This is a genomic window from Paenibacillus contaminans (genome assembly GCF_003285015.1).
Classification (GTDB): Bacteria; Bacillota; Bacilli; order Paenibacillales; family NBRC-103111; genus Paenibacillus_V; species Paenibacillus_V contaminans.
Window position 1 is genome coordinate 89,483 of record NZ_QMFB01000025.1, and the last position, 16,862, is coordinate 106,344.

17 protein-coding genes and 1 pseudogene are annotated in these 16,862 nt (G+C 45.6%); 15 read left to right on the plus strand and 3 right to left on the minus strand.

The annotated features are described in order from the left end of the window. The 8 genes and pseudogenes from DQG23_RS31015 to DQG23_RS31050 all read left to right on the plus strand — a co-directional run bounded on the left by DQG23_RS31015 (position 1) and on the right by DQG23_RS31050 (position 6,090). Entirely contained in the window at positions 1-759 is a 759-nt protein-coding gene (locus DQG23_RS31015) for an ABC transporter ATP-binding protein (RefSeq protein WP_113034913.1), read from the plus strand. After that, complete coding sequence (locus tag DQG23_RS31020; RefSeq protein ID WP_113034914.1) at positions 760-1,530, plus strand: ABC transporter permease; 771 nt, start codon at positions 760-762, stop codon at positions 1,528-1,530. A gap of 574 nt (positions 1,531-2,104) precedes the next feature. Then, the gene (locus tag DQG23_RS31025) at positions 2,105-2,872 is read left to right on the plus strand and encodes a phytanoyl-CoA dioxygenase family protein (RefSeq protein WP_113034915.1); all 768 of its coding nucleotides are present in this window, start codon (positions 2,105-2,107) and stop codon (positions 2,870-2,872) included. A 36-nt stretch (positions 2,873-2,908) separates the two neighbouring features. Beyond that, a complete protein-coding gene (locus tag DQG23_RS31030) occupies positions 2,909-3,148 on the plus strand; it encodes a YuzB family protein (RefSeq protein ID WP_113034916.1) in 240 nt (79 codons plus the stop codon). Between the two features lie 14 nt (positions 3,149-3,162). Next, positions 3,163-4,014 (plus strand): AraC family transcriptional regulator, encoded by an 852-nt coding sequence (locus DQG23_RS31035; RefSeq protein WP_113034917.1) that lies wholly within the window; start codon positions 3,163-3,165, stop codon positions 4,012-4,014. Between the two features lie 150 nt (positions 4,015-4,164). After that, positions 4,165-5,109 carry an NHL repeat-containing protein gene (locus DQG23_RS31040; protein WP_113034918.1) on the plus strand — a complete coding sequence of 315 codons (945 nt, stop codon included), beginning with the start codon at positions 4,165-4,167 and terminating at the stop codon, positions 5,107-5,109. A 112-nt stretch (positions 5,110-5,221) separates the two neighbouring features. After that, a pseudogene (locus tag DQG23_RS43195) lies at positions 5,222-5,354 on the plus strand (YkvA family protein); the annotation flags it as partial. Positions 5,355-5,565: 211 nt separating this feature from the next. Continuing rightward, complete coding sequence (locus DQG23_RS31050; RefSeq protein ID WP_113034920.1) at positions 5,566-6,090, plus strand: hypothetical protein; 525 nt, start codon at positions 5,566-5,568, stop codon at positions 6,088-6,090. A gap of 162 nt (positions 6,091-6,252) precedes the next feature. Here DQG23_RS31050 and DQG23_RS31055 read toward each other — a convergent pair whose 3' ends face one another. The 3 genes from DQG23_RS31055 to DQG23_RS31065 form a co-directional block, all read right to left on the minus strand. Next, on the minus strand, positions 6,253-6,585 hold the full coding sequence (locus DQG23_RS31055; RefSeq protein ID WP_113034921.1) for a DUF1904 family protein: 333 nt from the start codon (positions 6,583-6,585) through the stop codon (positions 6,253-6,255). A 177-nt stretch (positions 6,586-6,762) separates the two neighbouring features. Beyond that, positions 6,763-7,806 carry a DUF4179 domain-containing protein gene (locus DQG23_RS31060; protein ID WP_113034922.1) on the minus strand — a complete coding sequence of 348 codons (1,044 nt, stop codon included), beginning with the start codon at positions 7,804-7,806 and terminating at the stop codon, positions 6,763-6,765. Beyond that, positions 7,799-8,302, minus strand: a complete 504-nt coding sequence (locus DQG23_RS31065; RefSeq protein ID WP_113034923.1) for an RNA polymerase sigma factor — start codon at positions 8,300-8,302, stop codon at positions 7,799-7,801. Before DQG23_RS31065 ends, DQG23_RS31060 begins: the two co-directional genes overlap by 8 nt. Positions 8,303-8,638: 336 nt before the next feature. Here DQG23_RS31065 and DQG23_RS31070 point away from each other — a divergent pair, with 336 nt between their 5' ends. From DQG23_RS31070 to DQG23_RS31100, 7 genes are all read left to right on the plus strand, one after another. Further along, positions 8,639-9,457 carry an aminoglycoside phosphotransferase family protein gene (locus DQG23_RS31070; protein WP_113034924.1) on the plus strand — a complete coding sequence of 273 codons (819 nt, stop codon included), beginning with the start codon at positions 8,639-8,641 and terminating at the stop codon, positions 9,455-9,457. A 125-nt stretch (positions 9,458-9,582) separates the two neighbouring features. Further along, on the plus strand, positions 9,583-10,137 hold the full coding sequence (locus DQG23_RS31075; protein ID WP_238178126.1) for a GyrI-like domain-containing protein: 555 nt from the start codon (positions 9,583-9,585) through the stop codon (positions 10,135-10,137). Positions 10,138-10,447: 310 nt separating this feature from the next. After that, the gene (locus DQG23_RS31080) at positions 10,448-12,163 is read left to right on the plus strand and encodes an RNA polymerase sigma factor (RefSeq protein WP_113034925.1); all 1,716 of its coding nucleotides are present in this window, start codon (positions 10,448-10,450) and stop codon (positions 12,161-12,163) included. A 304-nt stretch (positions 12,164-12,467) separates the two neighbouring features. Further along, positions 12,468-13,472: an ROK family protein gene (locus DQG23_RS31085; RefSeq protein ID WP_113034926.1), complete on the plus strand. Its 1,005-nt coding sequence runs from the start codon at positions 12,468-12,470 to the stop codon at positions 13,470-13,472. A 184-nt stretch (positions 13,473-13,656) separates the two neighbouring features. Next, positions 13,657-14,898 (plus strand): MFS transporter, encoded by a 1,242-nt coding sequence (locus DQG23_RS31090; RefSeq protein ID WP_113034927.1) that lies wholly within the window; start codon positions 13,657-13,659, stop codon positions 14,896-14,898. 53 nt (positions 14,899-14,951) lie between these two features. Further along, a complete protein-coding gene (locus tag DQG23_RS31095) occupies positions 14,952-15,332 on the plus strand; it encodes a polysaccharide deacetylase family protein (protein WP_113034928.1) in 381 nt (126 codons plus the stop codon). 365 nt (positions 15,333-15,697) lie between these two features. Further along, entirely contained in the window at positions 15,698-16,321 is a 624-nt protein-coding gene (locus tag DQG23_RS31100) for a hypothetical protein (RefSeq protein WP_113034929.1), read from the plus strand. The last annotated feature ends 541 nt before the right edge of the window (positions 16,322-16,862 follow it).

Below are 16,862 nucleotides of genomic sequence, written 5' to 3' on the forward strand. Positions count from 1 at the left end.
ATGAAAAAAGCAATTGAAGTCAGAGGTCTGCGAAAGTCTTTCAAGGACAAAGAAGTCCTAAAGGGCGTCGATTTTGAAGTGAAGCAAGGTGAGATTTACGCCCTGCTTGGCTCCAACGGCGCGGGCAAGACGACGATTGTCAGAATTCTCACCACGCTGCTCAAACAGGACGGAGGCACCGCCGTCGTAAACGGATTTGACGTCGCGTCAAAACCCGAGAATGTGCGGCGTGCGATCAGTCTGACCGGGCAATTTGCGGCGGTGGATGAGGTTTTGACCGGGCGGGAAAATCTGATCATGATTGCCAAGCTGCGGCATCTGGATCATCCGCGTCAAGTTGCGGACGATTTGCTGAAACGTTTCGGCTTAACTGACGCGGCCGACCGTAAGCCATCTACTTATTCGGGCGGTATGCGCCGCAGGCTCGACATCGCCTTGAGCCTTGTGGGAAAACCGCAGATCATCTTCCTCGACGAGCCAACCACCGGGCTTGACCCCGAGGCGCGTATCGAGGTTTGGAAGATTGTAAAGGAGCTTGCCGATGGCGGCACGACGGTATTCCTGACTACGCAGTATTTAGAGGAAGCCGAGCAGCTTGCCGACCGAATTGCCATTCTGCACGAGGGCAGGATTATCGCCGGCGGTACGCTCGCGGAGCTGAAAAAGCTGTTCCCGAAAGCGAAGGTAGAGTATGTTGAAAAACAGCCGACATTGGAGGAAGTATTCCTCGCAATCATCGGTAAAAAGGAGGCCATGTAAATGGAGTCGGCAAAAAATCATTTTTTCAGCGACATGAGCGTTATGCTTGGACGTTCCATGCGTCATATTTTCCGCAGTATGGACACCATCTTCACGGTTTGCATCACTCCGATTGCAATGATGCTGCTGTTCGTCTATGTGTTTGGCGGCGCAATCCAAACCGGTACGGATAACTATGTGAATTACCTGCTGCCTGGCATATTGCTTATGGCTATTGCCAGCGGGGTGGCTTACGTGGCTTACCGCTTGTTTTTGGATAAGCAAAGGGGCATTATCGAACGATTCCACACCATGCCGATTGCGCGTTCCTCTGTGCTCTGGGGACACGTGCTGACCTCGGTGGTATCCAACGTCATTTCTGTTATCGTCATCATTCTCGTAGCGCTTATTATGGGCTTTCGCTCGTCGGCAGGGATACTGTCTTGGCTTGCCGTAGCAGGTATTCTCGTGCTTTTTACGCTGGCTTTGACTTGGATCGCGGCCATTGCCGGACTGTCTGCCAAAACAGTGGAAGGTGCAAGCGCCTTTTCCTACCCATTGATCTTCCTCCCGTTTATCAGCTCGGCGTTCGTGCCGACCGACTCGATGCCGAAAGTAGTTCGTGCCTTTGCCGAAAACCAGCCGGTGACCTCTATCGTAGAAACCATCCGTGCACTATTGTCAAGTCAACCGGTAGGCAATGATATTTGGGTAGCTTTAGCTTGGTGCTTAGGGATAATGATCGTCTCATATCTATTTGCGGTGCGCACATACAAACGGAATGCAGCTTAATGTTTGGATGCATGATAGTGATAACGGTCAACAAAAACATCAAGTAACGGCTCTCCACAATGTCGAAGCGCTAGCTTCAACGGATTTACTCGTTGAGATCAGGACCGTCGCATTGTTCTCTTTTTTGTTGAAGAAGGCATCAAACGCGGATGCCGTTACGCTACGGGTACGATAGTGTAGTAAAAAACAGCGGCGTCTAAGACTTTTTTTAAAGTCCTAGCTTGCCGCTATTTTGTCTGTCTTACCAGTATTGATGACCTTTAACTGAATTGAAATCCTCTTTGTGGACATACTTAATGCCGCTTATGCTTATATAAGTAAAGTGGTGTTCATTAAATCCAGTTGATTATTTCAAGCAGGTGCTCGTCTGATCGCTTGTCCAGTTAACCGTTATGAAGCTATCGAAAGTGGAGTGACGTCTGCCTATTCGGAATAACGAAGGTGCTGTCCCGGCTGCGGACAAAGGCGTAAAAACTACCACAGGAAGCGGAAGTGCTTCATTGAGTGCGGCCGGCATGAGACCTATAATGTGGATGTCAACAAAAACATCCTAATTATCGAGGAGTGGTCAGACATGACGACATCTGGCGCAGAACCGAAAATCAAGCTTACTGAGGAGCAGTTAACGCATTACCAGGAAGAAGGCTATATCGTTCTAGAAAATCTTTTCTCCGGCGAGGAAATGGACGCGATCCGTTCGATCATCGATGAGATCGATCAGAGCAAGAACTGCATGCCCGATAACCAAGATTTCAAAAAAGAGGTAGCTAATTTTACCGTCAACCTCAACTTCCGCAGCCCTGAGCTGCAGCGTTTCATTGCCGATCAGCGGCTCGTGGACATTACTACGGCGATTTTGGGGCCGGACACGAAGCTGTACTGGGACCAATCGGTCTACAAGCGCCCTGAAGCAAGCCGCGATTTTCCTTGGCATCAGGACAACGGCTACGGGCCGACCGAACCCGTTCACTATATAACCTGCTGGCTCGCGCTGGAGGACGCCACGATCGAGAACGGTTGCGTTTGGGTACAACCCGGCACACACAAGAAAGGATTTGTGCCGCATATCAGAACCGATATCGGCTACATTTGTTACTACGGTGATATCGAGGGAATCCCGGTCGAGCTCAAAAAAGGATCTATGGTCGCGTTCAATTCCCTATTGTTCCACCGCAGCACGCCAAACCGCAGCAAAACGCAGACGCGCAAAGGCTATGTCATCCAGTACTCCGTGGACGGTGCGTACAATCCGGAAACCGGCGAAGTCTTCCGGAACGGTCCACTCATTGCCAAAGATGGGAAAGCCGTTTATAAGGACTTCGTGCCGAGGGAGAACTGCTGATCGAACGACAGACGGGCTTCGGGGGAGGAGATCGGGTTGGGAGTACAAATCACTTGCTGCATCAATAATTTGTCGCAGCACCAATACGGCGAACAGCTGAACCGACTGGCTGCGGAAGGCGCGAAAATCCAGGTTGAGCGATGCTTATCGCAATGCGTTGGATGCAGAAGACAACCTTCCTTCATGGCTCACGGCAAGTGGTTCTGGGTAGACTCGTGCGAAGAGATCGTGGAGGCGGCCTATACGTATGGAAGGAAACCGGCTGAGCGTTCATAACGGGGTGAAATTAGATGTCGACAGTGCCGATGGATTGGGTGCAGGGGCCCTGGTTAGTTCAGTTTCATAGCGTGAGTATAGCCGCTTATAACGCGCTCTGCCTGGAAAACAGAGAATTTCCGCACTGGATTATAAGCTACGTCAAGGAAGGGAATGTCACAACGACCAGCGGAGGCGAGTCGCATACGGTGCGATCGGGTGATATGATGCTGCATCCGCCGCATCTGCCGTTCTCGGAGTATTCGGTTACGAAAGGCGTCCATTTGTGGATGCATGTAAGCATCCAATGCGCGCAACATCTGGAGCTGCTGCAGTTGTACCGGGTGCCACCCGTCGTGACAATACCGGAGCCTGCGCGCTATGAGGCGGCATTTATGCGGCTGCTGACCGTTTGGGACAATCCGGGGGTTCCGTTCCGGGATTTGAGGCTGACATCGGGCATGCTGCAGCTGATGGAGCACGTCCTTTCCGGCTGGGAAAAGGCGGGCAGCCCGGAACGTTCCGAAGCCTACGATTCCGCACGCGACAGATTCGCCCGGCTGATCGGGCACATGTCGGTCCGGCTGCACGAGAAGCTGTCCCGTGGAGACTTGGCGGCGCTCGTCAGTTTGAGTCCGAATTATTTGGACCGCGCCTTCGAGCGGGAGTTCGGGCTAACGCCGATGCAGATGCTGCGAGAAATGCGGCTCAAGCGCGCCAAGCAGCTTCTAGAGCAGTCGGAGGCGACACTTGAAGCGATTGCTGACAATTGCGGGATGGCGGATGCCTCCTACTTGTGCAAGCAGTATAAGAAACAATACGGCATGCTGCCGGGCGAATACCGCGAATCGTTCCGGCAAAAGCGGAACTACAATTTGTACGGCTGAGGAAATGCGGAAGTTTTGGTGCAAGAGCTTCATCCCATGTCCATTTAGAACCTATAATAGCATTGATGAAGAGCTTGCGCCTTAACCCAACAGTTGAACTGATCAATAAATTAAGGAGGACCTAATATTTACCACTAGGAGGAACCATGGATGAAAATGGGTAATAGTATGCGAGTATATGAAATCGCGGAAGGTTGGGGAAAGCTGCCGCCGCACATTAAATTTGGTTACACGCACGGCATTGTAGTAGATAGCAAGGACAATGTTTACGTATTTCATACAGAGAAACATCCGGTCGTTGTATTTGATAGAGAAGGGAACTTTCTTTCTTCTTGGGGAGAAGAGCTATTTGACGGGGGAGCGCATGGTTTTTATTTGCACAGCGAAAATGGGCGTGAAGTGTTATACACAACCGATGTGAACAAAGGACGAATGGTGAAAACTACGCTTACCGGTGAAGTGCTTCTGGAAATCGGTACACCTGATCTCCCGAACATATACGACAGTGAACGAAAGTTTATACCGACGGATGTTTGCGTGGCGCCGAACGGCGATATTTATATTGCTGACGGATACGGACAACATTATATTCATCAGTATACTGCAGATGCGGCATACATCCGTTCGTGGGGCGGGTTAGGCAATGGCGTCGGCGAGTTCCTGTCTCCACATGGTATTTCAGTTAATATTAGAAGCGGTGAACCGGAGCTTTATATTGCCGACCGTGGAAACCATCGGATTCAGGTTTTTACCTTGGATGGGAAGCATAAAAGATTCATCGATAACGATATGGATAAGCCGGACAATTTTTACTTTTTCGACGACGAGTTATATTTTCCAGATCTCAACAGCCGTGTAACCATATTCGACAAACATGATCAACTGATTTGTCACTTGGGAGAAGATCAACAAGCTTACAAGCAGAAAGGTTGGCCGAATTTGCCGGATGAATATTATCGAACCGATCGGTTTAGTTCACCTCACGGGGTATGTGTCGATTCACATGGCGACGTATATGTTGCCGAATGGACGGTTAATGGCCGTGTCACTAAACTAGAGCGTGTCTTCAATCCTAATGTAACCATAACAAAATAGAGGCCAGTGGTACAATCATATTAAATATCGTGACAAAGCAGCATAATAGGATGTACTTATATTATTATGGGACTGTCGGACGACAAGAACATAGTCCGATTTAAACCCGCATCGCACTCCTTGGTATGCAAAAGTTTTTGCCATATGTGTTGTTGCCTATGCCTTTAGCCCGATTGATTTAATTCCAGACTTTATCCCGATATTAGGATATCTGGATGATGTGATACTAATTCCACTTGGCGTTGCGCTTGCATTGAAAATGATACCTAATGCAGTTGTTCAAGAGTGTACAGTAAAAGCCGAGGACCGAATAAAAAATGGAAAGCCGAAAAATTGGCTTGTAGGAAGTTTAATTATCTTAGTGTGGATAGTGATTATTCTATGGATTTCTATAGCCGCATATCGGCATTGGTTCAACTAGTTGAACTTTAGGATCTTGAACGGAGGATCTGGATAATGACATTCAAACGATCAACATTTAAAGTCCGAACGGTAGCCGAGATTACAGAACCATTTACAAGTAAATCGCGGGAAATATCTGGTTATATGCGTAGTAAACTATGTGCGCTACCTCTTGATGTCGTACAAGTAATAAATATAATGCAGCATTTGACAGGCAAAGAAATTGCCGCTGAAATGGTGTTTTGTGATGACAGAGGTGACAATCAGTACAGTGAATATGAGAGCCTCGAAAAACGCTATGTGCAAATTGCTAGGAACGGACAAGGTGATGCCTGGTTGATGAATCTGGCCGACGGACTAATCTCCTTTTTTGATCACGATCGTATCGACCCTGTGGTTTCACCGCTATTCATTGATTTTTGGCGGTTTCTGCAATTGGCTGACTTGATTCGCCAATATGAGCAAATTGCGGATGGGGTGGATCATTTTGAGGAAAGTGCGGAATACATGGAATTAATCGAACAATTAAGTATGATACACCCCAATTTGCCCGAAAATTACCCTTTTGATTTTGTGTAGCTGCAAAACAATTCGAGGATCAACGGAAGATGTTCGAGAAGTATTCATATCAGAAGATCTAACTGAACTATCGGATACGAAAGTTGAATCACCAGAAAGGCCGCCGATTACTCGGCAGCCTTATGTACATAGTATGGAAGCTTGATTCTGATTTTGAAATTTCTAGGAATCGTAACGGCGGCCGTTCATATAAAAATTGTCCTCGCGGCCAACCCGGAAGGAAATTTCCAGATCGGGTATACCGAGCGACCGGACATGTCTATCGATTGCTTCGGCCATCTTATCCCGCACTTCGTCCCCCCGCTCAAACCACCATACGTCGATGAAAGGGTACGAATCGGTATACTTCCCGTCGAATATTGCGGTGACGTGCAGGCACTCTAAGGTAAAATTATCCGTTCCGCATTGGCATATTGCGGCCATCTCTTCTACGAGCGGCACGCTAATCGCACGTATCCCCTCGGCTGGAATTCCTCTAAAAATTAATTGCGGCATCCAACATCCTCCTGTCGATATGACTTTAGCCTTTGTTATTATCTTATTGTATATGTACAAGTCTGTCTGTGGCAATTGATGAGCACTAAACAAAAGCGGTTAACGATTGCGGAGGAGCTTGCCTTGAGGCGGTTCCTCCTTCTTTTGTTGAAGTAACGAGCAGGATCCCATGGGGATTCAGTTTTCAATTGGAATTTCCGCGCCGAGAAATACGATAGATGCGATTTCCTTATCATTTATCACATTTTCAAACGTTTTGATCGTAAGTATTTGATTAGCTATACGATCCGCAACACTCATTCCGTTAAAAGTGCTGGTCGTTTCTGAGGTGCCATCTTTATATTTTATCGTGATAGGGTATCTATCCAAATATTCATTTTCACTGGTTTGCTTTAGTTTACTGGCGGCTTCAGAGGCTTCGCTAATCTCTTTTGATGAACTGCTTTCAATCTTTAATGTAATTGAAATTGGCGAAACGGAGATCGATTTTATAACTGCCTTATAATCAAACATGGCAATGCTTTGATTAACATTATATATTTTAGAGTATTCCTTGAAATCCAGCTTAAAAGTTGTTTCCCAAGAACCCGGTATGACCGTTTGAAAAATTCCCGGCAACGGATCAGCTGCTTGTAAATCTTTGAATTTGAAATGTGCTGTTTGGCCTGCCACTGAATTTTCTGTCATGATATTCATGACTAGACTAATTTTATTGTCGTTAGGATTTCCATCATCCAGCACCTTGAATCCGGTACTACGAACCCCATGATCTTCTGTACTAATATTGGGATCCATAAAACGATATCGCGCTGCATTTAAAACAGTGCCTTCCGGAGCAGTAAAGTCCATTAAAATATAGATTAGATTGCTGTCGCCGATCACTTGTTTAATGGTAAGCGATCCACTCTCATTTACCACTTGCTTGTCAACCACATAAGCGCCATTTGACAAATATTGTGCCTGCTCATAACTTACCGGTTTAAGAAATTTCAAAAAAACTTCATCTAATTCTAGAAATGCGGCAGCAACAGCTGTTGTAGTTAAACAAACCATCAGGACGGCAGCGAGTACTGCAGGTCTTAAGCGTTTCAGTGGGGTGAATTTTTTGAGCCCCGTAGTTTCATTCTTGTTTTTCTCTAGAATTTTACGGAATATTTTTTCCTTTTGCTTATTTTTTGGCGTAAAAGCTTCAAATAGCTGATTGATATGTTTATCACTCAAAACAATGCCCTCCCAAGTCAATTTTAAGGCGTTTACGGCCTCTGGCTAGTTGCGTTTGGATCGTACTTTCTTTGTTTCCTAACATCTCTGAAATTTCTTTTACCGAGTACTCCTCGAAATAGTAAAGATATAAAACGGTTTTGTATTTTTCGGGAAGTGAAAGCAGTCTTGCAAGCACTTTCCCTGGGGGCTCATCACCATTCCAAGAGGGAACTTCCGGTAAAGCATCTAAAGCCACGCGGCGGGTTTTCCACCAATTTTTAAGAACGTCTTTACAGTAGTTTCTGGTTGTTACCGTCAACCACGCTTTTTCATGCTCGCGGTCATTGAAAACCATTTGAGTTTTGATCAGTTTTAGAAATACAGATTGAACAGCGTCTTCTGCATCAACGGGATTTTTCAAATATATATAGCATAGTCTGTAAACTAGATCTGCATGCCGTTGATATAGTTCTGCCAATTCTTTATCCGTACGCAATAAAGAATTGTTCTCCATTTTTTCGCCTCCTGCATATAACACGATTGGTGACTTGAAAAAATCCCATTATCCGTTTTTCTTTTTATAAAATAGTATCGGGAATACAGTCGGGAAACGGTTGTTTATTTACAAAAGGCTATCCCTATATAGAGGGATTGTTGTTCTATTTCCCGCTTTGAAGGTTGGGAAGGCAGGACGACATTGATCAGGCTAATACGAACGGGCAGTTTAGTTATAATTGTTCTCTGTAAGCTATGACTTATAACATTTTGTTAATATAAGGTGAGTATCCTCCATAATTAACAGGCAAAATCGGCAATAGATAACGAACTGAAAAGGGAGGAATGAAATCTTATGACTCAGGAAGAAGTGTTAAAAGGCGGTAATGTAAATCACGTAGTCCGTATGGCGAACACTGTTCGCCGCCCAATAGGTTATTGGAGTCCGAGTGTTCATGAACTACTCAAACATTTAGAAAAACAAGGCTTTGAGGGAGCACCGAGATTTCTCGGAATCGATGACTCCGGTCGTGAAATATTGACATTTATTTCTGGAGAAGTTGCTGGAAACGATTATCCGGAACTTGAACCGTACATGTGGTCGGACGAAACGCTTGTGGGTTTGGCACGCCTTTTGCGTCATTTCCATGATAATACTATAGCGTTCACTCCCAATACGGAGTACAAATGGCAACTTAGCTATGCCGACGATGCCGAACACGAAGTGATCTGTCACAATGACGCAGCGTTGTATAATGTTGTCTTTCAAAAGGGGGAACCTGTGGCGCTGATTGATTTTGACATGGCAGGCCCAGGTCCGCGTATGTGGGACATTGCGTACACCCTTTACACATCGATACCGCTTGGCGATTTCGCGCCTGACTTTTCTTCGGGAAAAATGGAAGTAGTACCCTATCAGCGTGAAAAACATGCTGTAGAGCGCAGACGGAGAATTCACCTATTTTTTGAATCTTATGGAGTTCCCGTCCCTAACAATCTAATAGAATGGATTATTGAACGGTTGATTGTACTGTGCGAGACGATGAAAAATTTTGCTGTCAACGGAAACCAAGCCTTTCAAAAAATGATTGATGAGGGGCAGTTGGCCCGCTATGAGAATGAGATTCGATTTGTAAAAGATCATTTCGAAGATTGGATAGAAATCCAATATTGAGTTGACTGAGTACGATAGCAATAAATACATGACGGCGGCCGGCCAGAACGATAATATTTTGATAAAAATATACATAATGACATCAAAAAATGAAGTTATAATCTGAAATAAAGGAGATGGTATTTTTGGGTGATGCTTTCCCTAAAAATTCGGAAAACTATAAACCCGTGATTTTCCCCCAATCACTAAGAGTAATTAAAGGAGGGATTGTAGATATGGAAACCGAAAACTTGCTACCTAAAATCCTGGAGATTGAAGCACGTAGAGTTGTTGGACTAGGGAATATCGGTAAAGAACATGTGAACATTGCTGAGGTTTGGCCATCTTTTTTCTCAAGAATTCATGAGATACGTGGCAGGAAAAATGAATTGGAAACAATAGGAGCAATGAAATTAAATGATTTTGGCTATCTAGCATGTGTAGAGGTTGATGAGTTAAAGGACGTTCCAGATGGAATGTTTTCATTCGAAATTCCCAAAGGCAAGTACGTCCTGCTTACTCATAAAGGGCCACTCAGTAAGATTGGTGAAACCTTCGATAAGCTAATGAACTGGATTAAAGCAAATAATTTTGAGGAGAGCAACATTGTAACGGTGGAAGTATACGATCACCGTTTTAAAGGTGAAGATGAGGATAGTGAGTTTGACTCGTATATTGAGCTTAAACAAATCAATTCCTGAACTATGGGAACTAGAGCTTAACGTCCAAGACATCGAGGCTGCCGAGTAAAATCGGCAGCCTCGTTACGCTATCGGGCAGGATTGTTTGATTATTACAAGAAATTCCTGCAAAATGAGAAATGGAATGGTCCGGTCTTTGTTATTGAGTCAAGTACAGCTTAAGCTAACGAGGAACAAGAGTTGAGCAGGATGCCGCGGCAACCGCTCAACTCTTTTCAACAAAAGGGCAGTTTAATTATTTAGATTCCGTTGTCAGAAAATCACTCAGTGCTGCGTCAGTTTATAAGGTCGACTTTACACGAGGTGTTGTATGAAGCTCATCACATCCGAAAATGATCAAAAAGAGTCGGAACAGCCGGAAACGTTGGAACAACTGGAGGACGGCGTGCTTGTGGCACGTGCGCAATTGGGGGATCGGGAAGCTTTCGGCGAACTGGTTCGCCGCCATCGCAGAAGTATGTATGGCTACGCGCAATCATTCACCCAAGAGCCGTTCGCAGCGGAAGACATCGTGCAGGAAGCGCTCATTCGTGCATTTTTACATCTTGGTTCGCTTGTTGACATTGAACGCTTTTTGCCGTGGTTACATCGGATTGTCCGCAACCAGGCGTATAGCCGCCTAAGGAGCAGAGGCACGAAAGAAGTGCCGTTCACCGGCCTGTGCCGCTCACATCCGGAGGGGAGGTACCCTAACGGCAACTGGTCGAACATCGATGCCGTGTTGTGCTTCTTATCCCGCTCATTTGGCGACGAGAACTATAATCATGTCAATCCGGAAGAACGGCTCGTTCGCATGCAACTGAATGAGATGATCCAAAGTGCAATGAACGGCTTGAACAAGCGTGAACGACAAATATTCGAGGCTCATTTTTTCGGTCAGTTGTCGCCGCAGGAGATTGCCAAGCTGTTCAGCATGTCCCAAACCAACGTATATCAAGTCATTTCCCGCTCGCGCAAAAAAGTGATGCAGGAGCGACACCGTATCGTCATCGACCACTATATGAACGATCGGAAGGATGCAGGCACAATGAAAACGAACATATTACCAACTTCGGACTGGTTTTACGCAAAAGGAGAGGCAGGTTCTTGGACTTCAGTGGGATGGGCAATGTATCGCATGCTCGGGTATACGGAGCAGCGACCGACGCTGCCGATGGTAATGGGACTGACAGGACACGCGTTTCGGATCTCGGTTATTCGTGACGGCGTAAATATCGGGGGAGCGACAGCCTATTCGTTCTCAAAACTACTACCCCTCGGACTGCGGAATCTCGGTTGGTCGTGCGACTATGTAGAAAGTATGCGTCAGACACAATCGTCGCTGCAGTCGTCCATCCCGAGGGCGCTTGCCCTTGCTCAACGCTCGGTAGACAAAGGGATTCCTGCGCTCGTCTGGGACTCCTTTATCCCTGAATTCGGGGTCGTTTATGGCTACAATGACGAGTCACGTATGTTGCATGTGATGGAGTGCGTCCAAGATGACAAACTGCCGTACGACCGTTTGGGCCGGAGCACGCTGGATGAACTATTCGTCTTGACGATTAGAGAGCGGGAACAAAAGGATTTGCGGACGATGCTGCGTGATGCTCTGGTCATGATTTTGGCGCATTATGAGGGCGAAAAGTTAGAGGATGATCGAGGTGTCTGCGGTCTGCACGCATACGAAACGTGGGTGGAAGCTTTTCGCGAAGGCCATATCGATCCGTTTGGTAACGCGTATAACTTTGCGGTCGTGCAGGATGCTCGCAGATTGGCCGCCGATTTTCTCCGGGAGCTTGCCGGCGATTGGAGCACCGGTAATGCAACTGATGCACGTATGAGAGAGTTGAGCAGTGAGGCGGCACAGTGTTACGAACTTATCGCTGCCCGGCTTGGCAAGCTAACCTCGCGATTCCCATTTCCGTCTGGCGGTGACCCGAATTCAATTGAAAGCAGAGAGGATGCAATTTCGGTGCTACAGCAGGTGGCTGAGACGGAGCGTCAAGCCGTCGGGCTGCTAAATCAGATGCACGTGTTGCTGCAGTAAGCTTTCCGCTGTTTTGGAACGGAATTTCGCTCTGCAACAGTGAGTAGGCGGCCGGTCAGAATGACCGGCTGCCTTGTTCGCCTAACAGGCAGTTATGCTCAATTCGAAGCCGCCGAGGGATCGGTAGCTTTATTACGCGATTGGGCAGGATAGTGGAGAGTCGGTGTATCATTAAAATAATTTTAAATGTGAGAAAATTCGTTATTGTATTCCTCGGTTGAGAAAGGAAAGATGAAAACTGGAAGCTTTCTGTGTAAAATTGTTACATGAGCTGAATATTTGGTGTGTATAAAGTGGAGGGCTTATGAAAAAAGCAAACGCTAATTTAATGAAAGAAATCAATTTATACAATTTGCGCCAAGTGATGAAGCGCGTTGAAACGGCAACCAAACCACAGCTGGCCGCACTGACCGAACTGAGTGTCGTCACGGTGAATTCCCTTGTGAAGGAACTCCAAAGCCTGGGGGAGATCTTTGAAGATGAGACCGTTCCATCCAACGGCGGAAGACCCGCGCTGGTTTATCGCTATAATTATAATTTCAGCCTCGCAATCGTCGTTTACATAAAAGAGAAACAAGGACAAGTTTTTGTTTCTGCAACGGTCGTGAATTTGGAAAACCATATTTTATTACAAGAAGAATACTTATGGCCTGTTTTTGATCGTCATCACTTCTTTGAGATTATTAGTCGTTTCCTCACACTATATCCCTCCATAAAAGTGATTGGGATAGGCATTCCCGGGCAAGCTGTAAATGGGGAAATTAAGGTCAGCAGTCATAAGGAACTGATGGGCGTTCGTATGATTGAAGAAATGGAATCGCGATTCGGCTTGCCGGTTATGGTGGAGAATGATATTAATGCCGCAATAAGCGGATATTGTGCAATGCAGGATTTGAATGACGAGTTATGTGTACTTGGCATTTATTTTCCAACGAAATATCCGCCTGGCATGGGGATTGTTCTAGACGGCAAAATTGTTAAAGGAAAAAACGGCATGGCGGGAGAAATCAAGTTTCTTCCTATGGACCTCGATTGGTATGATGAGATGGGCGAGGAGACGTTCGTAGAATCGGTATGCCTAATTCTGCAAAGCGTCATTGCCGTTCTGGCTCCAGATAAAATTGTGATCTATCAGAATCTGTTGGAAGCAGACACCTGGAACCCCGCATGGGAATCTTATCAGCTTCGTCATCCCCAGCCCTCGTATCCTGAGGTGATCTTACAAGATACATTTCAGCAGGACTTTGAAGCAGGCATGAGATGGCTAACACTCAAAGAATTAGAACCATCCCTGATCCAATTGAAATAACCGGCGAACCCTTGATTCGTTTCAGGGGGATTCTCTTTTCGTTGTTACTTGTATCTTGACAAAGAAAAGCTGAGTCTGCATACTAAATAAATATACTTTATAAAGTTAGTTTATTATGGTTCGGGAAAAATTAGGCTTAATGAAACAGCGTAATCCATTCATTCGTTTTATAAGGAGAATTACGATGGCAAACGTATTCTTGATCATTATTTATCTTGCATTTATTAGCCTTGGAATTCCAGATTCTTTGCTCGGATCGGCCTGGCCCGTGATGTACGACGACATTGGCGCTTCTTTGGGCTCCGCAGGGATCTTGTCCATGGTCGTGGCCGGAGGAACCATCGTCTCCAGTCTGGCAAGCGGTAGAATCATACAACGCTTGAGCACCGGGGGAGTTACCTTAATTAGCTGCTTTCTGACTGCAGCGGCGCTGCTTGGATTCGCTGCGGCCCCCTCGATGATCTGGCTTATCCTGCTAGCTATTCCTCTTGGTCTTGGCGCAGGTGCCATAGACTCGGCGCTGAATCATTATGTAGCTGAAAATTATAAGGCCCATCATATGAATTGGCTGCACTGTTTCTGGGGTGTAGGGGCAACAGCCGGACCAATTATCATGTCCTTTTATATTGCCAACCATAATTCATGGAGAGGCGGTTATGCTGCAGTCTCCATGATCCAGTTCGTGCTTGTCATTATTTTGTTTGTTACGCTCCCGTTATGGAAGCGAATCGCTGCGAGTCGTGAGCTTGAGCAGTCACGAAATGGACTGCAGCAAGAACGTGCCGAATCCGTTCTGCCGCAGAAGGACGAGAGCAACAAAGTGGGCGTGTTCCGTATCAAAGGCGTCAAACCTACACTCATCACCTTCTTGTTTTATTGCGGGGTCGAAGCAACGGTAGGGCTATGGGGGGCCAGCTATCTGGTAGGCGCAAGACATATTACTGCAGAGACGGCTGCCGTATGGATATCTTTGTATTATGGAGGAATTACAATGGGAAGGCTGATTACCGGCTTTATTACGCTAAAAGTCCACAATCGTGCATTAATCCGGTTCGGTCAACTTGTTGCCATTGCAGGCGGGATCGTCCTTTTGCTCCCGCTGCCCAACCCGCTGTTACTGATTGGGTTCATTCTGGTTGGACTCGGACTCGCCCCCATCTTCCCTGGGCTTCTTCACGAAACGCCGATCCGATTTGGAAGGGAAAATTCCGGGAGGCTCATGGGATACCAGATGGCTGTAGCATATACGGGGACCACATTCCTTCCCCCGTTATTCGGCGTAGTCGCAATACAGACGAACGTAGCATTGTTCCCCTTTGTTGTGCTTGCTTTCCTTATTTTCATGTTGATAAGTGCTGAGAAAGTAAACTTCGCTTTGAATAAACGAGTAAACGCAACGGACGATCAGACGGGAGAGGATAGTTGAGATTTTCAAATCATTTTGAGAATCAAATTGGTTGAGAGCAGGTGGCTGAAAGTATGGAAATCATTCGTCGCGTTACAACATCACAAAAAGCGATTGCTTTTACTTTCGACGATGGTCCTAATCCGATCTATACTCCGCAATTGTTAGATATTTTCGAAGCGGTTTCCGGTCACGCTACGTTTTTCATGACGGGTAAACAAATCGAACTTTATCCCGAGACCGCTCTGGATGTCCATGTCAGGAAACATGAAATTGGGAACCATTCTTACTCCCATCCTTATATGACTCAATTAGTTAGCATCCTTCTCTTTCATGACGGCTTCGGGGACCGTTCCCAAACCATCGAAGCCGTTCGAATTTTGACCAAGGAATTAACAGAAGAAGGTTATCAGCTTGTAACGGTTAATGAACTCTTACAAATGTCCGAATCATAATCAAAATAGTGAAAGAGGATCTGAAAAGAACCTAGCCAACGGCTAGGTTCTTTCGTTCATATTTAACGCAAATTAATGATAGTTGAATCATTAGAAAAGCCGCCGATTATTTCGACGCCTTGTGCGCATGTTATGCGGGCTTGATCATAGTCTCTGGATCGGGCTCGTGCTCCTAACTAACTATCCTGAATGACTAGCTTTCCGATCAAGGGGAGGATAATTTAACCAGTTACCGAATGTTTCAATTATAGCGGAAAAAATAGTTTGGAGTTTGAATACAAAAAGATCCAAAACGAGAAAGGCTACCGCGTGATTTACCGGCGTTCTTGTTGCGAGGATACGGACACAAGATGAAGAGGTGAAATATGATTCGAGGAGTAATTATTGAAGGGTTGTCTACCGCAGGAAAAACGTCAGTATTTTCTGCAATAAAAAGATTACATTGCCAACCACGCAATGGTGAAAAGACGATAATTGCAATAAGTGAACACTACTCGCAAGTATTGCATTCATACCAGGGTGCCTTAAGATCCATGGACAAGGATGAACATATTCAGCTTTTAAACCATCATGTTGATTATCTTGAGCAACAATTTGAATGGATTCATTTACTCGGTCATACGAAACCATCAAACGGTATATTTTATCTTTTGGAGAGGTTCAATGTAAATCATCGAGCGGCCTTTATAAATTCTGTAGAAATTGAAATGCTGGAAAAACGTCTATCAAGGCTGAATGCACATTGTGTACTCTTAACCCTATCCCCAGATGCTGTAGAGGCTAGATATATTGAAAGTCGAAGCGCAGCTTGGAAATCGTATGTGATGGAAAACCACCGCACGGTAACAGAAGCATGTCAGAAGTTTTTAGAGGATCAGGAAAAGCTTCGTATGTGTGCTAAACAATCGTTAATTCCAACTTTAGAGATTAATACAGATGAAGCAGACTGGGATTCTTATGCAAAACGAATTCTCTTAGAATTAAGCTAACAAGAACATAAGCGCAATAGAAACATAACGGCAGCCGGCCAGAACGATTGGCTGCCGTTTCTCAACGGGCAGGATAGTGAGTGACAGTACTTTTGAGATGCCGAAAAAAATATTCAGGAAGATGTTCGGTTGTACTTTGAAAAAGGGAAAGGAGTAGAACTATAATGCCTGAGTCAGGGTTCCGTAGAGTATAATTACTTTATCATCACATAATGGATGGGAGAGCATTATGTATCCAATTAAATTGGTTTTGTTTGATCTAGATGATACACTTTTACACTTTGACGACTATTGGGAAAATAGTGTTAAGGACGCGTTCAGAAATCATTTTTTCACTAGTGAAATGAATAGTAACGAGTACCTTATTCGCGCTATTCCGCTAACGGGTACAAGAGCTCAATACATATATGACGGCAGCCGGCCAGAACGATCGGCTGCCGTTTCTCAACTAACCGGCAGTATAATTTAGTTGCAAATAAAGGAAAATAGATTGGATATGAGAAGTACATAAAGGGATTATTCTATATTTGGAGTAGTTGGG